The 17,913-nt window shown below is 35.2% G+C and carries 17 protein-coding genes, 1 pseudogene and 2 riboswitches; of the genes and pseudogenes, 6 read left to right on the top strand and 12 right to left on the bottom strand.

The window, feature by feature from the left end; all coding sequences use genetic code 11:
- The first annotated feature begins 20 nt into the window (after positions 1-20).
- A complete protein-coding gene (locus FOT98_RS27035; RefSeq protein ID WP_063259870.1) occupies positions 21-488 on the top strand; it encodes a YusW family protein in 468 nt (155 codons plus the stop codon).
- Between the two features lie 16 nt (positions 489-504).
- Here FOT98_RS27035 and FOT98_RS27030 read toward each other — a convergent pair whose 3' ends face one another.
- The 6 genes from FOT98_RS27030 to FOT98_RS27005 all read right to left on the bottom strand — a co-directional run bounded on the left by FOT98_RS27030 (position 505) and on the right by FOT98_RS27005 (position 7,102).
- Positions 505-2,115 carry a peptide ABC transporter substrate-binding protein gene (locus FOT98_RS27030; RefSeq protein WP_063259869.1) on the bottom strand — a complete coding sequence of 537 codons (1,611 nt, stop codon included), beginning with the start codon at positions 2,113-2,115 and terminating at the stop codon, positions 505-507.
- 13 nt (positions 2,116-2,128) lie between these two features.
- Positions 2,129-2,902, bottom strand: a complete 774-nt coding sequence (locus FOT98_RS27025) for an ABC transporter ATP-binding protein (RefSeq protein ID WP_061677909.1) — start codon at positions 2,900-2,902, stop codon at positions 2,129-2,131.
- Positions 2,899-3,909 carry an ABC transporter ATP-binding protein gene (locus FOT98_RS27020; RefSeq protein ID WP_063259868.1) on the bottom strand — a complete coding sequence of 337 codons (1,011 nt, stop codon included), beginning with the start codon at positions 3,907-3,909 and terminating at the stop codon, positions 2,899-2,901. Before FOT98_RS27020 ends, FOT98_RS27025 begins: the two co-directional genes overlap by 4 nt.
- Positions 3,866-4,870 carry an ABC transporter permease gene (locus FOT98_RS27015; protein WP_063259867.1) on the bottom strand — a complete coding sequence of 335 codons (1,005 nt, stop codon included), beginning with the start codon at positions 4,868-4,870 and terminating at the stop codon, positions 3,866-3,868. Before FOT98_RS27015 ends, FOT98_RS27020 begins: the two co-directional genes overlap by 44 nt.
- A gap of 17 nt (positions 4,871-4,887) precedes the next feature.
- Entirely contained in the window at positions 4,888-5,805 is a 918-nt protein-coding gene (locus FOT98_RS27010; RefSeq protein WP_063259866.1) for an ABC transporter permease, read from the bottom strand.
- 134 nt (positions 5,806-5,939) lie between these two features.
- A riboswitch (SAM riboswitch) is annotated at positions 5,940-6,045 on the bottom strand.
- 484 nt (positions 6,046-6,529) lie between these two features.
- Positions 6,530-7,102, bottom strand: coding sequence for a hypothetical protein (locus FOT98_RS27005; RefSeq protein ID WP_000371230.1), 573 nt, complete (start codon positions 7,100-7,102; stop codon positions 6,530-6,532).
- Between the two features lie 506 nt (positions 7,103-7,608).
- On the opposite strand from FOT98_RS27005, the gene FOT98_RS27000 reads away from it, so the two are divergent.
- Positions 7,609-8,112, top strand: coding sequence for a hypothetical protein (locus FOT98_RS27000; RefSeq protein WP_063259865.1), 504 nt, complete (start codon positions 7,609-7,611; stop codon positions 8,110-8,112).
- 124 nt (positions 8,113-8,236) lie between these two features.
- On the opposite strand, the gene FOT98_RS26995 is transcribed toward FOT98_RS27000, so the two are convergent.
- The 6 genes from FOT98_RS26995 to FOT98_RS26970 form a co-directional block, all read right to left on the bottom strand.
- Complete coding sequence (locus FOT98_RS26995) at positions 8,237-8,740, bottom strand: hypothetical protein (RefSeq protein ID WP_061677906.1); 504 nt, start codon at positions 8,738-8,740, stop codon at positions 8,237-8,239.
- A 249-nt stretch (positions 8,741-8,989) separates the two neighbouring features.
- A complete protein-coding gene (locus tag FOT98_RS26990) occupies positions 8,990-10,240 on the bottom strand; it encodes a multidrug effflux MFS transporter (protein WP_080467476.1) in 1,251 nt (416 codons plus the stop codon).
- Positions 10,241-10,367: 127 nt separating this feature from the next.
- The gene (locus tag FOT98_RS26985; protein ID WP_063259864.1) at positions 10,368-12,086 is read right to left on the bottom strand and encodes a DUF3981 domain-containing protein; all 1,719 of its coding nucleotides are present in this window, start codon (positions 12,084-12,086) and stop codon (positions 10,368-10,370) included.
- 78 nt (positions 12,087-12,164) lie between these two features.
- A complete protein-coding gene (locus FOT98_RS26980; protein WP_063259863.1) occupies positions 12,165-12,698 on the bottom strand; it encodes an MFS transporter in 534 nt (177 codons plus the stop codon).
- A complete protein-coding gene (locus FOT98_RS26975) occupies positions 12,695-14,131 on the bottom strand; it encodes an FAD-binding oxidoreductase (RefSeq protein WP_063259862.1) in 1,437 nt (478 codons plus the stop codon). Before FOT98_RS26975 ends, FOT98_RS26980 begins: the two co-directional genes overlap by 4 nt.
- A 117-nt stretch (positions 14,132-14,248) precedes the next feature.
- The gene (locus tag FOT98_RS26970; RefSeq protein WP_063259861.1) at positions 14,249-15,013 is read right to left on the bottom strand and encodes a DUF6612 family protein; all 765 of its coding nucleotides are present in this window, start codon (positions 15,011-15,013) and stop codon (positions 14,249-14,251) included.
- A 145-nt stretch (positions 15,014-15,158) separates the two neighbouring features.
- Between FOT98_RS26970 and FOT98_RS26965 the strand changes: the two genes are divergently transcribed.
- The 4 genes and pseudogenes from FOT98_RS26965 to FOT98_RS26950 form a co-directional block, all read left to right on the top strand.
- Positions 15,159-16,067: an NAD(P)-dependent alcohol dehydrogenase gene (locus FOT98_RS26965; protein WP_063259860.1), complete on the top strand. Its 909-nt coding sequence runs from the start codon at positions 15,159-15,161 to the stop codon at positions 16,065-16,067.
- A gap of 81 nt (positions 16,068-16,148) precedes the next feature.
- Positions 16,149-16,263: riboswitch (SAM riboswitch) on the top strand.
- An 84-nt stretch (positions 16,264-16,347) separates the two neighbouring features.
- Positions 16,348-17,160, top strand: a complete 813-nt coding sequence (locus tag FOT98_RS26960) for a MetQ/NlpA family ABC transporter substrate-binding protein (RefSeq protein WP_063259859.1) — start codon at positions 16,348-16,350, stop codon at positions 17,158-17,160.
- A gap of 60 nt (positions 17,161-17,220) precedes the next feature.
- Positions 17,221-17,820, top strand: a pseudogene (locus tag FOT98_RS26955) (IS607 family transposase).
- On the top strand, positions 17,817-17,913 hold a 97-nt coding region (locus FOT98_RS26950; protein WP_186292139.1), incomplete at its 3' end, for a helix-turn-helix domain-containing protein. The pseudogene FOT98_RS26955 and the gene FOT98_RS26950, both read left to right, overlap by 4 nt.

Here is a 17,913-nt window from a genome sequence, read left to right as displayed (position 1 = left end):
TACATAAGGAGGAATTTATAATGAGAATGTTACTATCAGTTTTATTAGCTCTTATGCTAGTACCTGCATTAACAGGATGTAAAGCTCCTGCAAAAGAAGACACAACTTCTAATAAAAAGACTACAGAAGAGGCAAAGAATGAAGCTCCTGCTGATTTAAAACTAGACTTTAATGAATTCGATTTAAAGGCAGACTACCAAGATACAAAGAAAGACTACGAAGCTGACTATAAAAATGTAGCAGCAGATAAAAAAATGGAAGCAAAAATTGAAGATCATAAAGCAGATGTAAAATTAACAGGAAACGAGGCCATCACAAAATTAAGCCCACTTCTACAAGAATTAAAATTTAATAAAGATACTCCTGACCAAGAAGTAATCGACCAAGTAGTAAACGTGTTCAAGCTTGATAAAGACTACCAAAAGTTCGATTTAGAAGTTGTCTTCTCTGATGGAACGAAAAAAGAATATAAAAGAGAAATAAAATAAAGAAGTAGGCGGTTGCCTACTTCTTTATTTTTGCATATTTTAAATCCGGTTTAGATCCCACATAATATTGAAGACCTGATACTGATCCTTTTTGTAAATAAGAATCAGAAGGGAATATAATTGGAATTAATGGTGAATCTGTAAACATAATATCTTCTGCTTTATGCAATAAGTCAAAACGCTTATCTTCGTTTTGTTCAACTTCTGCTTCTTTTACTAAAGCGTCAAATTCTTTATTATGCCATTTTGCATAGTTATTCGGACCATCACCTGCATATAAATCTAGTTTAGTAATCGGATCTAATAAAGAACCACCCCATCCCATATAAGCTAATTGGAAATCACTTTGCTTATATGTATCGATGTAACTCTTCCACTCTTTATTTTCTAATTTAATATCTACACCAAGATTTTTCTTAAACATTTCCTGCATTGCTTCTGCTACTTTTTTATGCTGTGTATCTGTAGTGAATTTTAATGTTACTTCAGGTAATGTAGACCAACCTTGTTCTTTCATACCCTCTTCTAATAATTTTTTCGCTTCTGTTGTATCAAATTTTACGTAATCACCTTTTTCTTTACGGAAATCACGACCACTTTGTGTTTTTGCTCCTTCTGGTACGAATGCATATGCTTCTTGTGCATTATTCTTATACAGCTTTTCAACGATAAACTTACGATCAACTGCTAATGAAAATGCTTTACGTACTTTCGCATTTGTAAATGGCTCTTTTTCTACGTTAAACGAGTAAATATAAGATGAGAATCCCGCAACACGTTTATATTCTTTATTCCCTTTTTCTTTCTCAATCATCTCTTGTGGTAAGCTACTTAATAAATCTAATTCTTTTGATTTGTACAATTGATACGCTGTTTTAGAGTCTGGAATAATACGAAACTCGATTTCTTTTAATGTTACCTTTTTATCATGGTATTCTTTATTTTTTTGTACTGTAATTGCTTGGTTATGCTTCCATTCTTTTAACGTGAATGGTCCATTTGTAATTAACTCTTTTGGATCTGTTTTTAATTTGTTGTTATCATCAATTGATTTTTTAGATAATGGAATAAATAATGAACTCGCTAATTTTTGTTTAATAGAAGCAACTGGGTGCTCAAGTGTTACCTTTAATGTTTGAGGATCAACGACTTGAATACCAACTTGGCCTTCTTCACCTTTTCCAGTATTATATGCCTCTGCACCTTTAACAAAATACATTTCTGTCGCATTCATAGAGCCTGTTTTCGGATTTAATAATCGCTTCCATGCAAATTCAAAATCATTTGCTGTAATAGGAGAACCATCTGACCATTTAATATCTTTCTTTAAATGGATTGTATATTCAGTTCCATCCGCATTTACTTCTTCTTTTTCTGCTAACTCATTTTGATATTTCCCATCACTATCTTGCGTATATAAGCTTGAGAATAAATGTCCAATTACATAACCTGATGTGCTATCCGTTGCAATAGCGGAATCGAGTGTATATGGATCGCTACCAATATTCGTTACTAATCGATCCCCTTCTCCCTTACCTGCACTCGCCTTTTGCGCCTCTTTCTTACCGCAAGCGACAGAAGTAATTGCTAATACGGTCATAATGACAAATAATAAAAACTTCTTCATCCTACATTCTCCTTTAACCCGAAATTTTTGGTGTTGATGCTAATAATGTTTTTGTATAAGAATGTTGTGGATTACGGAATACTTCATCCGTATTTCCAAATTCAACAAGTTCTCCTTTATATAAGACAGCCACTTTTTCACATAAATAGTGAACCATCGGCAAATCGTGAGCGATAAATAAATATGTATACCCTTGCTCCTTTTGAATCTTTTGCAGTAAATGTACAACTTGAATTTGCAATGAAACGTCTAATGCAGAAATTGGTTCATCAAGAATTAATACCTCTGGCTCACATAATAACGCCCTTGCAATAGCAATTCGTTGACGTTGCCCTCCGCTAAATTCGTGTGGGTAACGATCAATATATCGTCTATCTAGTCCAACACGTTCTAGTGCATCACCTGCGACTTTATCTTTCAGCCTTTTATCGCCTAAACCGAATGAAATATAGCCTTCCGTTACACTATCGCGTACTTTCCAGCGCGGGTTTAATGCAGCTGTTGAATCTTGAAAAATGAACTGTACTTTCTGCAAGAAATCCCGTTTATGAGCTGACTTCAACTTGTGGACAACTTGACCGTTATAATCTATTTGACCAGACGTTGGACTCTCGATCCCAGCTATGAGCTTACCAAGTGTTGTTTTTCCTGAACCACTTTCTCCAATAATGCCAAGTGTTGTTCCTTTCGGGATAGAAAGTGATATTTCTTTTAGCGCTGCTATTTCTTTCTTTTTACTTCCATACGTTTTTGTTACTTTCTTTACAGTAATTAAATCTGTAGTCATGAGGCATTCACCTTCTCTTTTGATTTCGCTTGGTTATGCTCTAGAACATGTTGCCAACAATGTGAATTATGTTCCTCAGAATACGATGTTCTATCAGGGAAACGATGAATACATTCTTTTATTGCTACTGGGCATCTATTTACAAATGGGCACCCAAAGCTATTTAACGTTTCAATTGATGGTGTTGTTCCCTCTATAGCCCTAAGCACCTTTTCAGAATCATCCATATTCGGAATGGCTTGCAATAAGCTTTTCGTATATGGGTGCTTCGGTGAACCTATTACTTCTTGTATCGTTCCTTTTTCAACAACACGTCCCCCGTACATCACAACTACTCGATCCGCTACTTCACGTACAAGTGCCAAATCATGTGTAATTAATAAAATACTCGTATTTTGTTTTTCTTTTCGCTCTTTTAATAACCCCATAATTTGTTTTTGAATTGTTACATCTAATGCAGTTGTAGGCTCATCTGCAATAACGAGCTTTGGGTGACACGCAAATGCAATTGCTAAACAAATACGTTGTCTCATACCTCCGCTTAATTGATGCGGGTACTGTTCAAAACGTTTCTCTGCTTCATGTATCCCTAAATCATTTAATAAGTTAATCGCAATTTCTTTTGCTTCCCTTTTCGATTTTTTCTCATGTTGCAAAATCACTTCTGTAATTTGTCTTCCCACTTTCATCGTCGGATTTAAGGAGGACAGAGGGTCTTGAAAAATAAAGGAAATATCTTTCCCTCGAATTTGATTCCATTCTGATTCTTGTAATTTCGTTAATCCTTGAGATTGGAAAGAAATATTTCCATCATCGATATGAATAGAATCTTGATTTAGTCCGATAATAGATTGTGCTGTAACACTTTTTCCTGAGCCACTTTCTCCTACAAGTGTAACTATTTCACCTTCGTTAATAGAAAAGGAAACATGTTTCACAATCGCTTGCTTACTATTCTCTTTTTCAACGGCTAACGTTACGTTTTCTAAAGATAAAAGCTGTCCCATGTTTTTTCTCCTTTCGATTCCTTTTTACGATTTTTGGATCAATTGCATCTTGCAAACCATCACCAATTGCATTAAATGCGAACATGATGAGTGCAATCATGATTGCCGGGAAAAATAATTGCCACCACTCTCCGCTTAGCAATGTCCCGAGTGCATCGTTCGTCATCGTTCCCCAACTAGCCGCTGGTGATTGCACTCCGAGTCCGATAAAGCTTAAAAATGATTCAGAGAAAATAGCTGCCGGAATTGTAAATGATAAATTTACGATAATAATCCCTGTTAAGTTCGGAATTAAATGTCCATATATAATTTTCATATGAGACGTACCTAACCGTTCTGCAGCGATAACAAATTCTCTTTGTTTTAAAGACAGTACTTGTGCTCGAATAAGACGAGCCATTCCAATCCATCCTGTTAATGCAAGGGCAATGATAATGGTAAAAAGACCTGGTTTCATAACAATTAATAGCAAAATAACAATTAGTAGATATGGGATACCATATAATACTTCAATCCCTCGTATAATCCACTCATCAATTAACGTTCCAAGACGATTACGCCCTCTTACATATCCGCTAAAACCTCCGATTAGTACACCAAGCCCTATGTCTAGAGCTGCTGCTACCAACCCAACTGTTAGTGAGATTTTCCCACCAGCCCAAGTACGCACCCATATGTCTCTTCCTAAATCATCGGTTCCAAACCAATGCTCGCTACTAGGAGGTAAATTAGTTGCTTCCTTCACTTGTTCACTCGCAGTAAATGATGTTAAACTTTCGCCAATTAGTGAGAAAATAATAATTAGTAATAACGTCACTGCTCCTAAAACCGCTATAGGGTTTGATATAAACTTGCGAAACACTTCCTTCTTTCGGCTAATCGTTTGCTGCTCTTTATTTATCGTTAATTCTTTTTTCTCTTCATTCGTTAATAACTGGTTATTGATTTCATAAGCTCCCATTTAAATGTCCCCCCTCCTTATGTAATAGAACGAATACGCGGATCAACAATACGATGAATAATATCTGTAATAAAAATACATGCAATTAATAGCGCACTATAGAAAATGGTTGTTCCCATAATGACCGGATAATCTCGGTTAAAAATGCTGTCTACAAAATATTTCCCGAGACCAGGAATGGAAAATATTTTTTCAATAACGAAAGTCCCTGTTAACAGTCCAGCCATTAATGGTCCAACAAAGGTAAGTACTGGCACAATCGCATTTCGAAGAGCATGTCTTATAATAATTTTTTTAATTGGTATGCCTTTCGCTCTCGCTAGCTTAATATAATCACTCTGCAAAACTTCAATCATATTAGAGCGAACAAATCTTGTAATAACCGCGATTGGCCCTAATGCTAATGCGAAGGATGGCAATACTGTATGTTCGAATGTGCCCCAAGAAGCAACAGGTAACAGTTCAAACTGTATAGCAAATACTTGTATAAATAATGGTGCTAAAATAAAACTTGGAATAGAAATACCGAGAATCGCAAGTAAGCTCACACTATAATCAATTACTTTCCCATGATATAGAGCTGCAAATGTACCTGCTGCAATTCCGACTAATAATGAAATGATCAGTGCTTGTAAACCAATAATCGCTGACGGACCAAATCCTGTCGTTATAATTTCTGATACGCCTTGTCCCGTCGATTGAACCGATTCACCAAAGTCAAAATGAACTACACCATCTAAGTAAGCGACATATTGATTCCATAACGGTTCATCGAGGTGATACTTCGCCCTCATATTTTGTATTACTTCCTCTGGGAAGATTTTCGCATCTGATGAAAATGGATCTCCAGGAATGATATGCATAATCAAAAATGTTACTGTCGTAATGACCCATAGCGTGAACACCATAACCGATAGTTTTTTAATAACATACACTTCAATAACCCCCTAAACAAATGAATTTACTTTGTTTTATTGACATATTTATTCTCCTTACTTTTCCACTTCTTAAAATACAAAAAGCCTTGATCTTAAAAAATAAGATCAAGGCTTAATAAACGAAGGCCCATCACTTATCTTTCAAGACTTGCTTGCTGGAATTAGCACGGTGTTCCTGTTACAGAACCCGCTGCTGAGGTGTCATAGGGCCAGTCCCTCTACCTCTCTGGATAAGTAAATTGCTATATTATTATTTGGTTCAAATTGTATATTTCGAATTATAATTCTGAAAAAATGAAAAGTCAATCAAATTGGATATTTTTAGAAAAATCAGTTTTTAATAAGAAGTTTATCTAAATCGCGTTTTTTCACTTATACTTAACAGGAGTAGTACCAGCAAAACGCATAAAATATATATTAAGGAAAATATTCACAAATACCCTTAGCGTATGTTTTCCACGAAATGTTGGCGGGACCCCATACCCATCAAGCTAAGATTTTAGAATACCCCCCCAAACGGAAATCTTGTGTGTTTTATAGCACCGAAGTTCATTTTTATCGTTTTAGGGGCAACCTGTTCTGTTAAGTTGATACGATATGGTGGGCCCCTACTAGACCATAAAAAAACCATTCCAATATGAAATGGTTTTTTGTAACACTTATTCGCATTAATTACTTATTATAAAACTAATAAAAGAAAATATAATTGCATTTCAATTTCTTAATAATTACTTTTAAGATGACTATTATCTCGACCAAGTGCTTTTTTGACAGCATTATACATCTGCTTGTTTTTTCTTGTATGCAATTGGACTTCAGTACCATCGTGCCCAATAAGGTAGAATACAGGAGCTTTTTTCTCACTCGTATTATTAATACTCATATTCGTATTCCCGATTTTTGTTGAAGTTGTTATATAATCGCCAGTACCAAGGCCTTTATAACCATATTCCGCATAATTACTATGAGGAATATATATTATATCACCTTTCTTTGGAACGAAAATTAGCGCCTCTTTTGTTAACGTAAGACATCCCCATCCAAAATCTGAATGATGAAATACTTCTAGTGTCAATATACTGGTTTGATTATACTTATTACGAACAATTTCTTTACAACTGTTTTTCCCTTTGTTATCCTGAATCACAAAATAAATAGGAATCCCAAACAAAGCAAGCAGATAAGAAAATGCTATGGCTTCGCTATTAATCATAGCTCCTATCAAAAATAACCCTACAGCTGACCCAACTGTAATAAAAAATCGTTTCGCAAAACGTGAAGTAAATGGATCCACTAACAAACACTCTCCTTTTTTTACCAATGATATGTTGATTTTATTTTATAAATTACTAAAACTTAATAAACAAATGAAAGATTTACATTTTTTTGTTTGTTCAAGGCCTATATATCGATTTCAAAAAAACATCTTGATAAAAAATGGTTTTAACTATATAGGGTTCGTTAGGAAAATAATGTATAATTACAACATTTATTATACTATAGGGGGCAAGGTATGTATATATTGAAAAATCGACAAAGATACTTATTATATTTTTTAATAAAGAAAAGACACCCTAAGGTGCCTTTCTCCGACTCGAACTACAATTTCACATTCCAATAAAAGGATGAAAATCTGATAATTCCCAATGGTACACTTCATGAAGTTTACATTTCTTTACAGGTTAATTGTACCAAAAAAATGAATAGACAACCATAATTGTATTTAAATACCATAAATTTCAATATTTTGTTGTAGGGTAGAAAACATTACACAAATTCAAATGGACTAAAGTGCTAGTAATGGCATTAGTAGCGGTATTGTGTTTTACAATTTCGTTACAAGAAAAAACAAAGGCTGCGGTTATTGATGAGGTTACAAAAGATGTTATTGAAAATGTTAGCGAGGAACAATTCAATAATGGATTTAATGCCGTTAAAGCGGGTCTTTCATTAGAAAATGGAATTTACAAGTTTAATAAAGAAAATCTAAATAATTCTAATCTTACACAAGAACACGTAAAAGAATTAGAGATCTTTTTCACAACTCAATCACAAGAAGTTATGAAAGATATTTTTGAAGGTGTAAATAGTGAAGATGCTAAGGTAAATAAAAATGCTCTTTATATGTCAGCTACGCCAGAAGTACAACAAGCGGTAATTCCAGTATTAGTTGCTGCAGCTGCGGCTGTTGCTGCACAAATTATAGCAGATGTATATAAGTTAGCTGCTATTTCTTTTTGTCGTAAATGGCAAAAGTACAGCAAAGTTAAAACAGCTTGTAAAGATTTAGGATACTTAAAATAATGATGGATAAACCCACTTTAATCGTTATAGGAGTCCTTGTAGGCAGTTTAATATTGCTTGGTGCAGGTTGTGCCGTACTATTTAAATACTTTAGACAATAAAAAATAACCTTGCACGCGCAAGGTTATTTTTTCGTTTCTGCTTGAAAACGTTTATAGTATGTCGATGCTGTTGCAAAATTAATTTCTATATCACGAATCAATGATGAGTCTTCTTCTTTAGCTAGCTTCTGTAATTTTTTCATCGCTTGTTCCGATTCATTCAAGAAACCAGCGTATACCTCATGTTCTTGCTCTTTCGACTTTGGAACACGAATTTCTTTACGTATATTATCGATATCTTCTAACATGCTCGTTGTTACCTTTTGCACATCCTCTTTATATGTAGCATTCGTTATTTCCTTACCGCCCTTTTCTTTTGCTACTTCAAATAACTGCAGTGCTTTATTAATTTCTTTATTTATTTTTATATCGTATTTTTCATGTACTGCAAGATATTCTTTTATCTCTTCTGTTTGTTCAGTAGATTGCTCTACCTTTTCTTTCGGTTCTTTCGTATCTTTATTTCCATTACACCCTGCTAGAAGGAGCATACTTCCCATTACAGCAATACCCAAAACCTTCTTCATCTCTTCTTCTCCTTTTATCTACAGCTATTACTCATTATAGTTTCTTTTATCTCCACTTGTTATTATACCGAGAACACCCTACTTTTTACACTTAAGACGATATCTTAATATACACACCAACATTTTTGTCACAGTATCGTCACTTTATGCAAATAAATTTTGCATCACCTTACAATACTGTATAAGTTATTTCAAAGAAATGAAAAAAGAGCTGATTCAACACACGTTTGAATCAGCTCTTTTTATAAATTAAGCCTCTAAATTTTGTCTTTGTTGCAGTTCAAACTGCTTCTCACTTCTTCTGGCCATAAATAGATAACATAGCACAGCACCAATTTCACAAAGAGCTATTACAATACCCATCGGTAATGCGGTGTTGCTTCCACCAATCCCTACTAACGGTGCAACAAGTGCTCCTGAAATAAACTGTAATAAGCCTAATAAAGCTGATGCTGTTCCTGCAGCTTGTTTCTGATTTCTCATCGCTAATGAGAACCCCGTTGTTGATACAACCCCGACACTTGATACGACAAGGAATAACGAGCATAAGACACCGATTAGTCCTATTCCTAATACGATTGTAAATAGTAACGATAGACCACCAACAGCTGCGATAATAATACCGGAAACGAATAACGTTTTCTCATTCACTTTCCCTGCTAAACGGCCCGTAACCTGACTAGCAATAATAATACCGATACCGTTGATTGCAAAGAATAAGCTAAATTGCTGTGGTGATGCTCCGTATATGTTCTGCAATACAAATGGTGAGCCTGAAATGTAAGCAAACATTGCCGCTGTTACTAGTCCTTGTGACAATGCATATCCCATGAACAAACGATCCTTTAACAGTTTTCCGTACGTCGCCAATGTCCCTGACAAACCACCTGTTTCTCTTTCTTCAGGAGGTAATGTTTCACGTAATACGAAAGTAGCTGATATTAACATGAATACACTAATTGCTCCAAGAACGATGAAGACACCGCGCCATGTTGTAAACTGTAGCAATTGTCCTCCAATAATCGGTGCCAAAATAGGCGCTGCTCCGTTTACTAACATGAGCAGTGAGAAAAACTTCGTCATTTCAGAACCTGAATACATGTCACGTACCATTGCACGTGATATAACAATTCCAGCCGATCCTGAAGCTCCTTGTAAGAAGCGTAATAACACTAAACTCCAAATAGATGGCGCAATAGCACAAAGTAAAGAAGAAGCAACATAAATAATAAGAGCAATAATAAGAGGTTTGCGCCTTCCGTAAATATCACTAATTGAACCGACAAATAATTGCCCAACTGAAAGCCCAAGTAAACAAGCTGTCAATGTAAGCTGCGCAAGGGATGCACCTGTTTGTAAATCATCCGTTAATTTCGGTAAAGAAGGCAAATACATATCAATAGATAATGGCCCAATCGCCGTAAGTGTCCCTAGTACAAGAATCATCCATAACCTATTTGTCTTTACAGGTTTATATATTTCTTGATTAACTCCATTCACTTTTTCCGTTCACCCTTTCCTATAACTACTGAATCGTAACAATTATAGTTACAACATAAACATACGTCAAGTATAGTGCATTTTCCTGTTTCATGCTGTAAAAAAAAGCGATAGAATTTCTATCGCTTTACTTTTTCAAATTACTATTGGCAAATTTAGATACGGAAGACATCGCCTCTCCTGTATCTAAATATGTGATTTGAATTGGATCTCCCACTTCTGTAAACATAGCATATGGGAATTTCTTCACAGGTATCATAAATACTTTTTGTTCATTTTCTAACAGTACGTACACAATAGTATTTTCACCTGATTTTTCTTTATATACACGTTGTACAACGCCTTCTTTTTGTGCCTCTTTACCATTTGAAGTTGGTCTAAATGAATCTCCACTGCCACTCAGCGCATTTTTATAATTCTCAAGCGCTTCTTTTTGCGTCGAACCTGTTGCAAATATTTTTGCATTAGAAGCATAGATAACTGTATGAGCACGTACTAATCCCCCGTCATCAATAACAGGTACAATCCAAGAAGGTTTACCATACACGTTATAAATAACCGGCATCGTTCCATGCCATTTCTCTCTCTTAAAGGAATTATCCACTACTTCCGAAGCAGCTGAACCATCCATAATTCCCTTCACTTCTTTTCCGTTATAGTAATACAACTTACCGGTACGCGCATCGATAAGCGAATAACCTAGTGCAGAATCTACTCCCTCTTTCGGAGAGGTGAAATCAGTAAAGTAATATAACGTTCCATCCTTACCGAAAATTGGTGTAACTCCTTCTTTCGTTCCCCACTCAGTCGGAATCTTCATATCCGTTTGCGAGAATTTTGTATTCCAAAATCCGTGAATATATTTACCGAAATACGTATTTAATGTAGATGCGGTCTCATGATTTAATACACCATCAACAAATTTAGGTGCCTTTCCTTTATCGTATCTTTTCACTTCACCTGTTTGTGCATCTACTACTACAACGCCCTCTACCTCAAATCCAGATCTTCCTGAGATAAATTCACCATACGTCATTGTATAATACGGTTTCCCTTTATCATCCACTTCGAATTTAGGTTTCCCTTTAAAAATCAAATCCGGTTCTGCTTTTCGAACGACACGTTCTAATTTATTACCAAAAAACATGCTCGGCACATATTTCATTTTATAACCAAGATGCAGTTTCGCTTCCGCATCAGGATTCGTACCTGACATCGTTACGTACCCTGGAATTGTCTCAGCTTTACGTGCTTTAAAAAAGCCTGAAACTTCAATCGGTGCTACATATAAAGCCTCACCATTTACCATTTGTGGCGTTAATTCCCCTAGCTCAAAATAAGCTACTTTCGGAATGTCCCCAAATACTTTTTTCATTTTATTCTCCGCTGTCTTTGGCGGCACTGTAAACGGCTGATCATTTTCAGTAAATGGCTCTGAAATATCTTTCTCTACCTTTACAACAGAATCATATTTTTTTTGCGTGATTACTATATCGTGCAAATAACCAAAATAGCCGTAACTTGCGAGTAAAACAAACATTAGAAGTCCTTTTAACGTACCTTCTAATTTCCCTATTTGATCTTGTGAAAATAAAACAAGCCCAATTAAAATTGCTACTGCAACAGAATAATGAGTAAGAATCGAATCTGCTCGATCATCAATTAGCCAAAGATATTCATAGATTGCAATACCGATCCAAAATAAAACAGGAATAACTAAAATGGATGATTTCTTACCCTTTACAACCTTCTCATCCCCTTTCTTATCCACTGCACGAAGTTTACTACCGCTTCTTGTCCATGGAATCAAAAACAAAGTGAGAATAGCTAAAATTAAAAATTTCATCAAAGGCAATGTCCCCTTTTCTTTTGTCTTCCCTTTTAGTATAACAAATAAAGGGTATTCAGGTAAAAATGGGGATGATTATATTTTTTTACTACTTAATACAACGCCGCTTACTACATATAAGATAGATGCAATATAAAAAATCGTACCAATCGTAAAGAAATCTACTAAATATCCCGTTGCAATAATTGCTACTGCTCCTCCAATCGATGTCCACACATGATATTTTCCAATCTCATAACCAGCATTTTCTTGCACAACCTTTCGCGCTAACGATGTCTTCTCCGTATTACGCTGGACAGCACCTAAAACCCCCATGACAATTTGAAGAATGTACACATGCCAGACTTCCGTGGCAATCGGGAAACAAAGCATTAATATTGCCATGGACCAAGCATATATAATTAATAATCTCCGATCACCTACTCGATCAGACACCTTTCCTACTACCGGATATACAAGTGCTGAAGTTAAGGCGAATAAACCATACGCCCAGCCAAACTGCGAGAAGCTATTCCCAACATTACGAAGCAATAGAATGTAAAAAGGAAATACCATACTTCCCGCCATCATAATTATGCTTTGTGACGCTACAAATCTTCTATATGTCATTTGCTATACTCCTTATAAAATAAATTCACAAACCGTTCCTCTGGGTCTACTTCCTTCTTCTTCTGAAGGAACTCTTCTATGCGAGGATATGCTTTCTTTAGTTGCTCCTTTTCTGGATAAGAATAATACGGTAAATAATAACTCCCATTATGCTTTAAAGTAACATCAATCATCTTCTGAATGACCGCTTTTGTTTTCTTTATTTCATCCTCTGAGCGCCCTTGATTAATTAAAAGCACAAGTGCAAACATATCATCTTTCGCATATGATAGTACCGCATTCTCATTCTTTTCTACATAGCGAATGGTAATGTTAAGAAGGTTTAATTCCTCTTCATCCAAAACACTTCGCAAGTCATCTATATAAGCTGCAAAACTATCTACCGGTACGAAATACTCCTGTAAAATCTCGGTCAAGTTTGGATTATCGTATTCCATAAAGGCACTATCCGACCTCATTACATTATTTCGTGTTTCGTACTTACCATTTGTACGTTCAAAATAACTTCTTTGTATATCCCAAAATGTATCCTTTCCCCAATCACTATAGCGTGATAAACCGAGTAAAAATTTTGGCGCAGCTATAATATTTTCTTCTTTCAATTTACTGTACTCTTTCAACCTCTGCTGATCTTTTGCCAATACATAATCTGTCACATACATTTCTTTTAAAAATGAATGTGGGGCCACAGAAATACGTGCTAAATGCATGCGTATATTCTCGTCCCTTCGCACCTTATTCTTAAAATATGAAGAGTACTCTTTATAATCTAGTACCTTCGTATGCGCTTCATACAATTCATCATCTGTTAACTTTAGCGTCACATCTAAAATCACGCCAAACAATCCATATCCCCCAATTACATACGGAAACAGATCCGCATTTTCTTCTCTACTTACATTACGCACCTTACCATCTGCCATTAACAACCTAAACGACTCTACTGTATCAATCAATGCTTCATGACGAATATCACGCCCATGTACATTTACACTTAATGAACCACCAACAGTAAAAATATTTTGAGATTGCATCACTTGAACCGCAAGACCATATGGATTGATTTTCTTTTGAATGTCATTCCATGTGACACCACTTTGCACCCTAATCCTCTTCTCCGCCGGATTAAATTCTAATATTTCATTGTACCCTTTCATATCAAGCATCGTACCGTTCGGATAATACGTCTGCCCGCCTTGGCTATGCTGCATACCAGCAATAGAAATTTTCTCCCCAGAAACATTTGCATCTTGCACGACCTGTTTTAATGAACCTTCATCTTCAGCATTTTCAACACGTTTAATTTTCGTTGGAAGTAGCTTTCCTACATCGCTCATAATGGGATGATTTAGTTGCTCTTTATATGTATTTACAGATGTTGCAAGCAACACTGTATAAGCTACAATGACCACCGCTATCTTTCTTTTTTTCAAATGACACTCTCCTCTTCTATAATTCTTCCTCTTCATATTGTACCTATTTTCTTAAGAAGAAAGTATGAATAAAAAAAGAGAGAGCCCTTATTCTAGGTCTCTCTCTTATCAAAACTATCATTTTGCTGCTGGCAATTGTATTGGGTCAAACTTTTCGTACGACGTATATTTTGCATTCGTAATAATATGTGCTTTATCCTTGCCATTACTACTCATAATCATGTCTATCTTTGCTGATTCATATTTAAAATCTTTTGTAATAATATATTCTGCATCTACTTCTTCTATCTTCGCATTTTGTGCTTGTAACATTTTCTTCTGCGTTTCATCCATGCTAGTTAACATACTTTCTGTTTCTTGCCCTTTTAATGTAAATTTCAGTTTATATTTATCTCCGCTTTTCTCCATCTTCATTTTATCTAAAACTACTTCCGGTACTTCCAACTTATCTACAATATCTTGAGTTGCCTTCATTCCACCAGCGTTTAATTGCTCCTCTGGTACGGTTATAACTTCTCCTGTATTAGGTTTTTTCACCTCACCAGCAACTTTACCATCCACAGTATACACTACAACATCTGTACCAGAAATATTCATTTCAGAACGAGAATTTTTTGTCTTTGGCTCTAATTGCATCTTAGCCTTTAATATATCCATCTCTGTTCCTTCAGCTTTTACCCCTACATCATATGTCATCGTTACATGTTCTTCATTTTTAAAAGCTTCGTTCGTTTTCTTGAAAACATCCTTCGCTGTTAATTCCTTTTCCTTTTGAACTGATTCTTTCTTCGGTTCGTCCGTCTTTGCTGTTTTGTCATTACTACACCCTACCCCTAGACTGATTGCAAGTACTAAACTTGAAACAAAAATAATTTTTTTCATAATATTGCCCCCTTTCCAAAAATAATATCACCTCTTTTCCTATGAAATCTATATAATTTTTAATCTATATTCGCTATATCGCGACATGTTTGATAAAAGTTTTAAATATGATGTAAATAACAACAATTCATTTCAGGAGGTCATTATGAAGGCGATCATTTGCACACAGTATGGACCACCTAACGTTCTTCAGCTTCAAAATATAGAAAAACCTATGCCTAAAAAAAACGAAGTATTAGTTAAAATTCATGCAACAAGTGTATCAACTGGAGATTGTAGAATACGTGGTTTTAATAGTCCCCTCTTATTTTGGATCCCTATGCGGATCATATTAGGTTTCAGAAAACCGAGAAAACCTATACTCGGCGTAGAATTATCCGGTGAAATCGAAGAAATAGGAACAGATGTAACCCAATTTAAAAAAGGGGATCCAATTTTTGCATTAACAGAACTAAACCTCGGTGGTTATGCCGAGTACACATGCGTACATGAAAGTGGATTAATAACATTAAAACCTACCAATGTGACGTATGAAGAAGCTGCAGTTATTCCTTTTGGTGGAACTTCCGCATTGCATTTTCTGAGAAAGGGCCGTGTAAAAAAAGGGCAACAAGTGCTCATATATGGTGCCTCAGGATCAGTAGGAACAGCTGCTGTACAACTTGCTAAATATTTCGGTGCGACTGTTACGGCTGTTTGTAGTAATTCAAATTTTGAACTCGTTCAATCTTTAGGAGCTGATAAGGTAATTGATTATACGAAAGAAGATTTTACTAAGCGGCGCGAGCGCTATGATATTATATTTGATGCAGTTGGGAAGTATAAAAAATCCCTTTGCACAAATACATTAACACCCAATGGAAAATATGTATCTGTTAATGGAATGATGGCAAAGGTAAGTAAAGAGGATATGATTCTACTAAAAGAACTAACTGAAACAGAACATTTAAAACCTGTTATTGATAGAACCTACCAATTAGAAGAAATTGCTGAAGCTCATATATATGTGGAAAAGGGACATAAGAAAGGTAATGTTTCGATTACCTTAAAATAAAATATATTCAGAAAATAACATTGACAGTTCTTTTTGTAAGATTTACTATTAATACCATATTAAAAAAACTACATACACAAACTCTTATCAAGAGTGGCGGAGGGACTGGCCCGATGATGCCCGGCAACCGAGCTTATGACGTATAAGCTAAGGTGCTAATTCCTGCAAAACGAGTTTTCGTTTTGGAAGATAAGAGAGGAACCTATTTTGTCTATTCGGCACCTCTCTTATTTTGAGAGGTGCTTTTTATTTTGGAACGTATATGGAGGGGGAATTATAGATGAAAAAAGTATTATTGAGCATTGTAAGTGGAGCGGTATTATTGCTAGGTGCATGTGGTGCTAATTCTGATAAAGAGGTAAAAGCATTAGATGAGAAAAAGATTACTGTCGGTGTAACTGGCGGACCGCATGAACAAATTTTTGAAAAGGTAAAAGAAGTAGCAGCGAAAGACGGACTCGAAATTGATGTAAAAGTATTTAATGATTATGTAGCACCAAACGTATCTTTAGATGAAAAAAGCCTCGATGTAAATAGCTATCAAACGAAATCATATTTAGACGTATTTAAAGCTGAGCGCAATATGAAATTAACGGAAGTATTTTCAACAGTAACATTCCCTATGGGCGTATATTCTAAAAGCTTAAAAGATGTAAAAGACTTAAAAGAGGGCGACGCAATCGCTGTACCAAATGATCCAACGAATGAACTTCGAGCTTTAAAGCTATTTGAAAAAGCAGGAGTTTTAAAAGTAGATCCAAAAGCGACAGAAAAAGCGACTGCGAAAGATGTAATTGAAAATCCAAAAAATTTAAAGATTGTTGAATTAGAAGCATCCCAATTACCAACACAACTAAGTGAAGTGAAAGCAGCTGCAATTAATACAAACTTTGCATTAGGTGCAAAATTAAGCCCCTCGAAAGATTCTATCTTCCGTGAAGGAAAAGATTCACCATATGTGAACTGGGTCGTTGTTCGTACTGAAAATAAAGATGATGCTGTTGTAAATAAATTAAAAAAAGCTTATCAATCTAAAGAAGTAAAAGAATTTATCGAGAAAAAATTTGATGGTTCTGTTTTACCGTCTTGGTAGGAGAAAGAAACAGTAAACAAAAACATAGACAAAAGTAGGCGTATATAATAAAAAGTAATTATGAAACAATATAAACCAAAAGAATTTTCAGAAATGCTTAATGTCTCTGTTAAGACATTACAAAGGTGGGACAATCAAGGTGTTTTACCTGCTTACCGAAACCCAAAAGGAAGAAGATATTATACAGAAGAACAGTATAAGGAATATATGGGTATTCAAGAAGAAAATAAAGTAGGTAAAGTAGTTATTTACACAAGAGTATCAAATCCAGGTCAGAAAGATGATTTAGAAAATCAGGTTGAGTTTTTAAAAACATTCGCAAATGCACGAGGAATGATTGTAGATGAAGTTATCAAAGATATTGGTAGCTGATTAAACTACAAAAGAAAACAGTGGAATAAACTGATTGACAGTTGTATGGAAAGAAATATTTCGACGATCATCATTGCACAGAAAGATAGATTTGTACGTTTTGGATATGATTGGTTTGAAGAGTTTCTTCGTAAAATGGGAGTGGAAATTATGATTGTTAACAATGAAAAACTATCTCCTCAAGAAGAACTTGTTCAGGATTTAATATCTATCATTCATGTATTTAGCTGTAGAATATATGGGTTGAGAAAATACAAAAAGAAAATCTCGGAAGATGAAGACCTATGAAAAGAGCATATTTAATAGAAATCAAACCGACAACTGAACAAGTTAGTAAAATCCGTCAAACTATTGGGGTGTGTCGATATGTATATAACCTGT

This window comes from Bacillus sp. HY001 (assembly GCF_007558965.1).
Taxonomy (GTDB): Bacteria; Bacillota; Bacilli; order Bacillales; family Bacillaceae_G; genus Bacillus_A; species Bacillus_A mobilis.
Note: the sequence above shows the minus strand (reverse complement) of the source record. Positions and strands in the feature narration are given on the sequence as shown.

What these genes read in the sequence shown, in the direction of transcription:
- FOT98_RS27035 (WP_063259870.1), top strand. Translation starts at nt 21, where the DNA reads ATGAGAATGTTACTATCAGTTTTATTAGCTCTTATGCTAGTACCTGCA.
- FOT98_RS27030 (WP_063259869.1), bottom strand. Translation starts at nt 2,115, where the DNA reads ATGAAGAAGTTTTTATTATTTGTCATTATGACCGTATTAGCAATTACT.
- FOT98_RS27025 (WP_061677909.1), bottom strand. Translation starts at nt 2,902, where the DNA reads ATGACTACAGATTTAATTACTGTAAAGAAAGTAACAAAAACGTATGGA.
- FOT98_RS27020 (WP_063259868.1), bottom strand. Translation starts at nt 3,909, where the DNA reads ATGGGACAGCTTTTATCTTTAGAAAACGTAACGTTAGCCGTTGAAAAA.
- FOT98_RS27015 (WP_063259867.1), bottom strand. Translation starts at nt 4,870, where the DNA reads ATGGGAGCTTATGAAATCAATAACCAGTTATTAACGAATGAAGAGAAA.
- FOT98_RS27000 (WP_063259865.1), top strand. Translation starts at nt 7,609, where the DNA reads ATGGCATTAGTAGCGGTATTGTGTTTTACAATTTCGTTACAAGAAAAA.
- FOT98_RS26995 (WP_061677906.1), bottom strand. Translation starts at nt 8,740, where the DNA reads ATGAAGAAGGTTTTGGGTATTGCTGTAATGGGAAGTATGCTCCTTCTA.
- FOT98_RS26985 (WP_063259864.1), bottom strand. Translation starts at nt 12,086, where the DNA reads ATGAAATTTTTAATTTTAGCTATTCTCACTTTGTTTTTGATTCCATGG.
- FOT98_RS26980 (WP_063259863.1), bottom strand. Translation starts at nt 12,698, where the DNA reads ATGACATATAGAAGATTTGTAGCGTCACAAAGCATAATTATGATGGCG.
- FOT98_RS26970 (WP_063259861.1), bottom strand. Translation starts at nt 15,013, where the DNA reads ATGAAAAAAATTATTTTTGTTTCAAGTTTAGTACTTGCAATCAGTCTA.
- FOT98_RS26965 (WP_063259860.1), top strand. Translation starts at nt 15,159, where the DNA reads ATGAAGGCGATCATTTGCACACAGTATGGACCACCTAACGTTCTTCAG.
- FOT98_RS26960 (WP_063259859.1), top strand. Translation starts at nt 16,348, where the DNA reads ATGAAAAAAGTATTATTGAGCATTGTAAGTGGAGCGGTATTATTGCTA.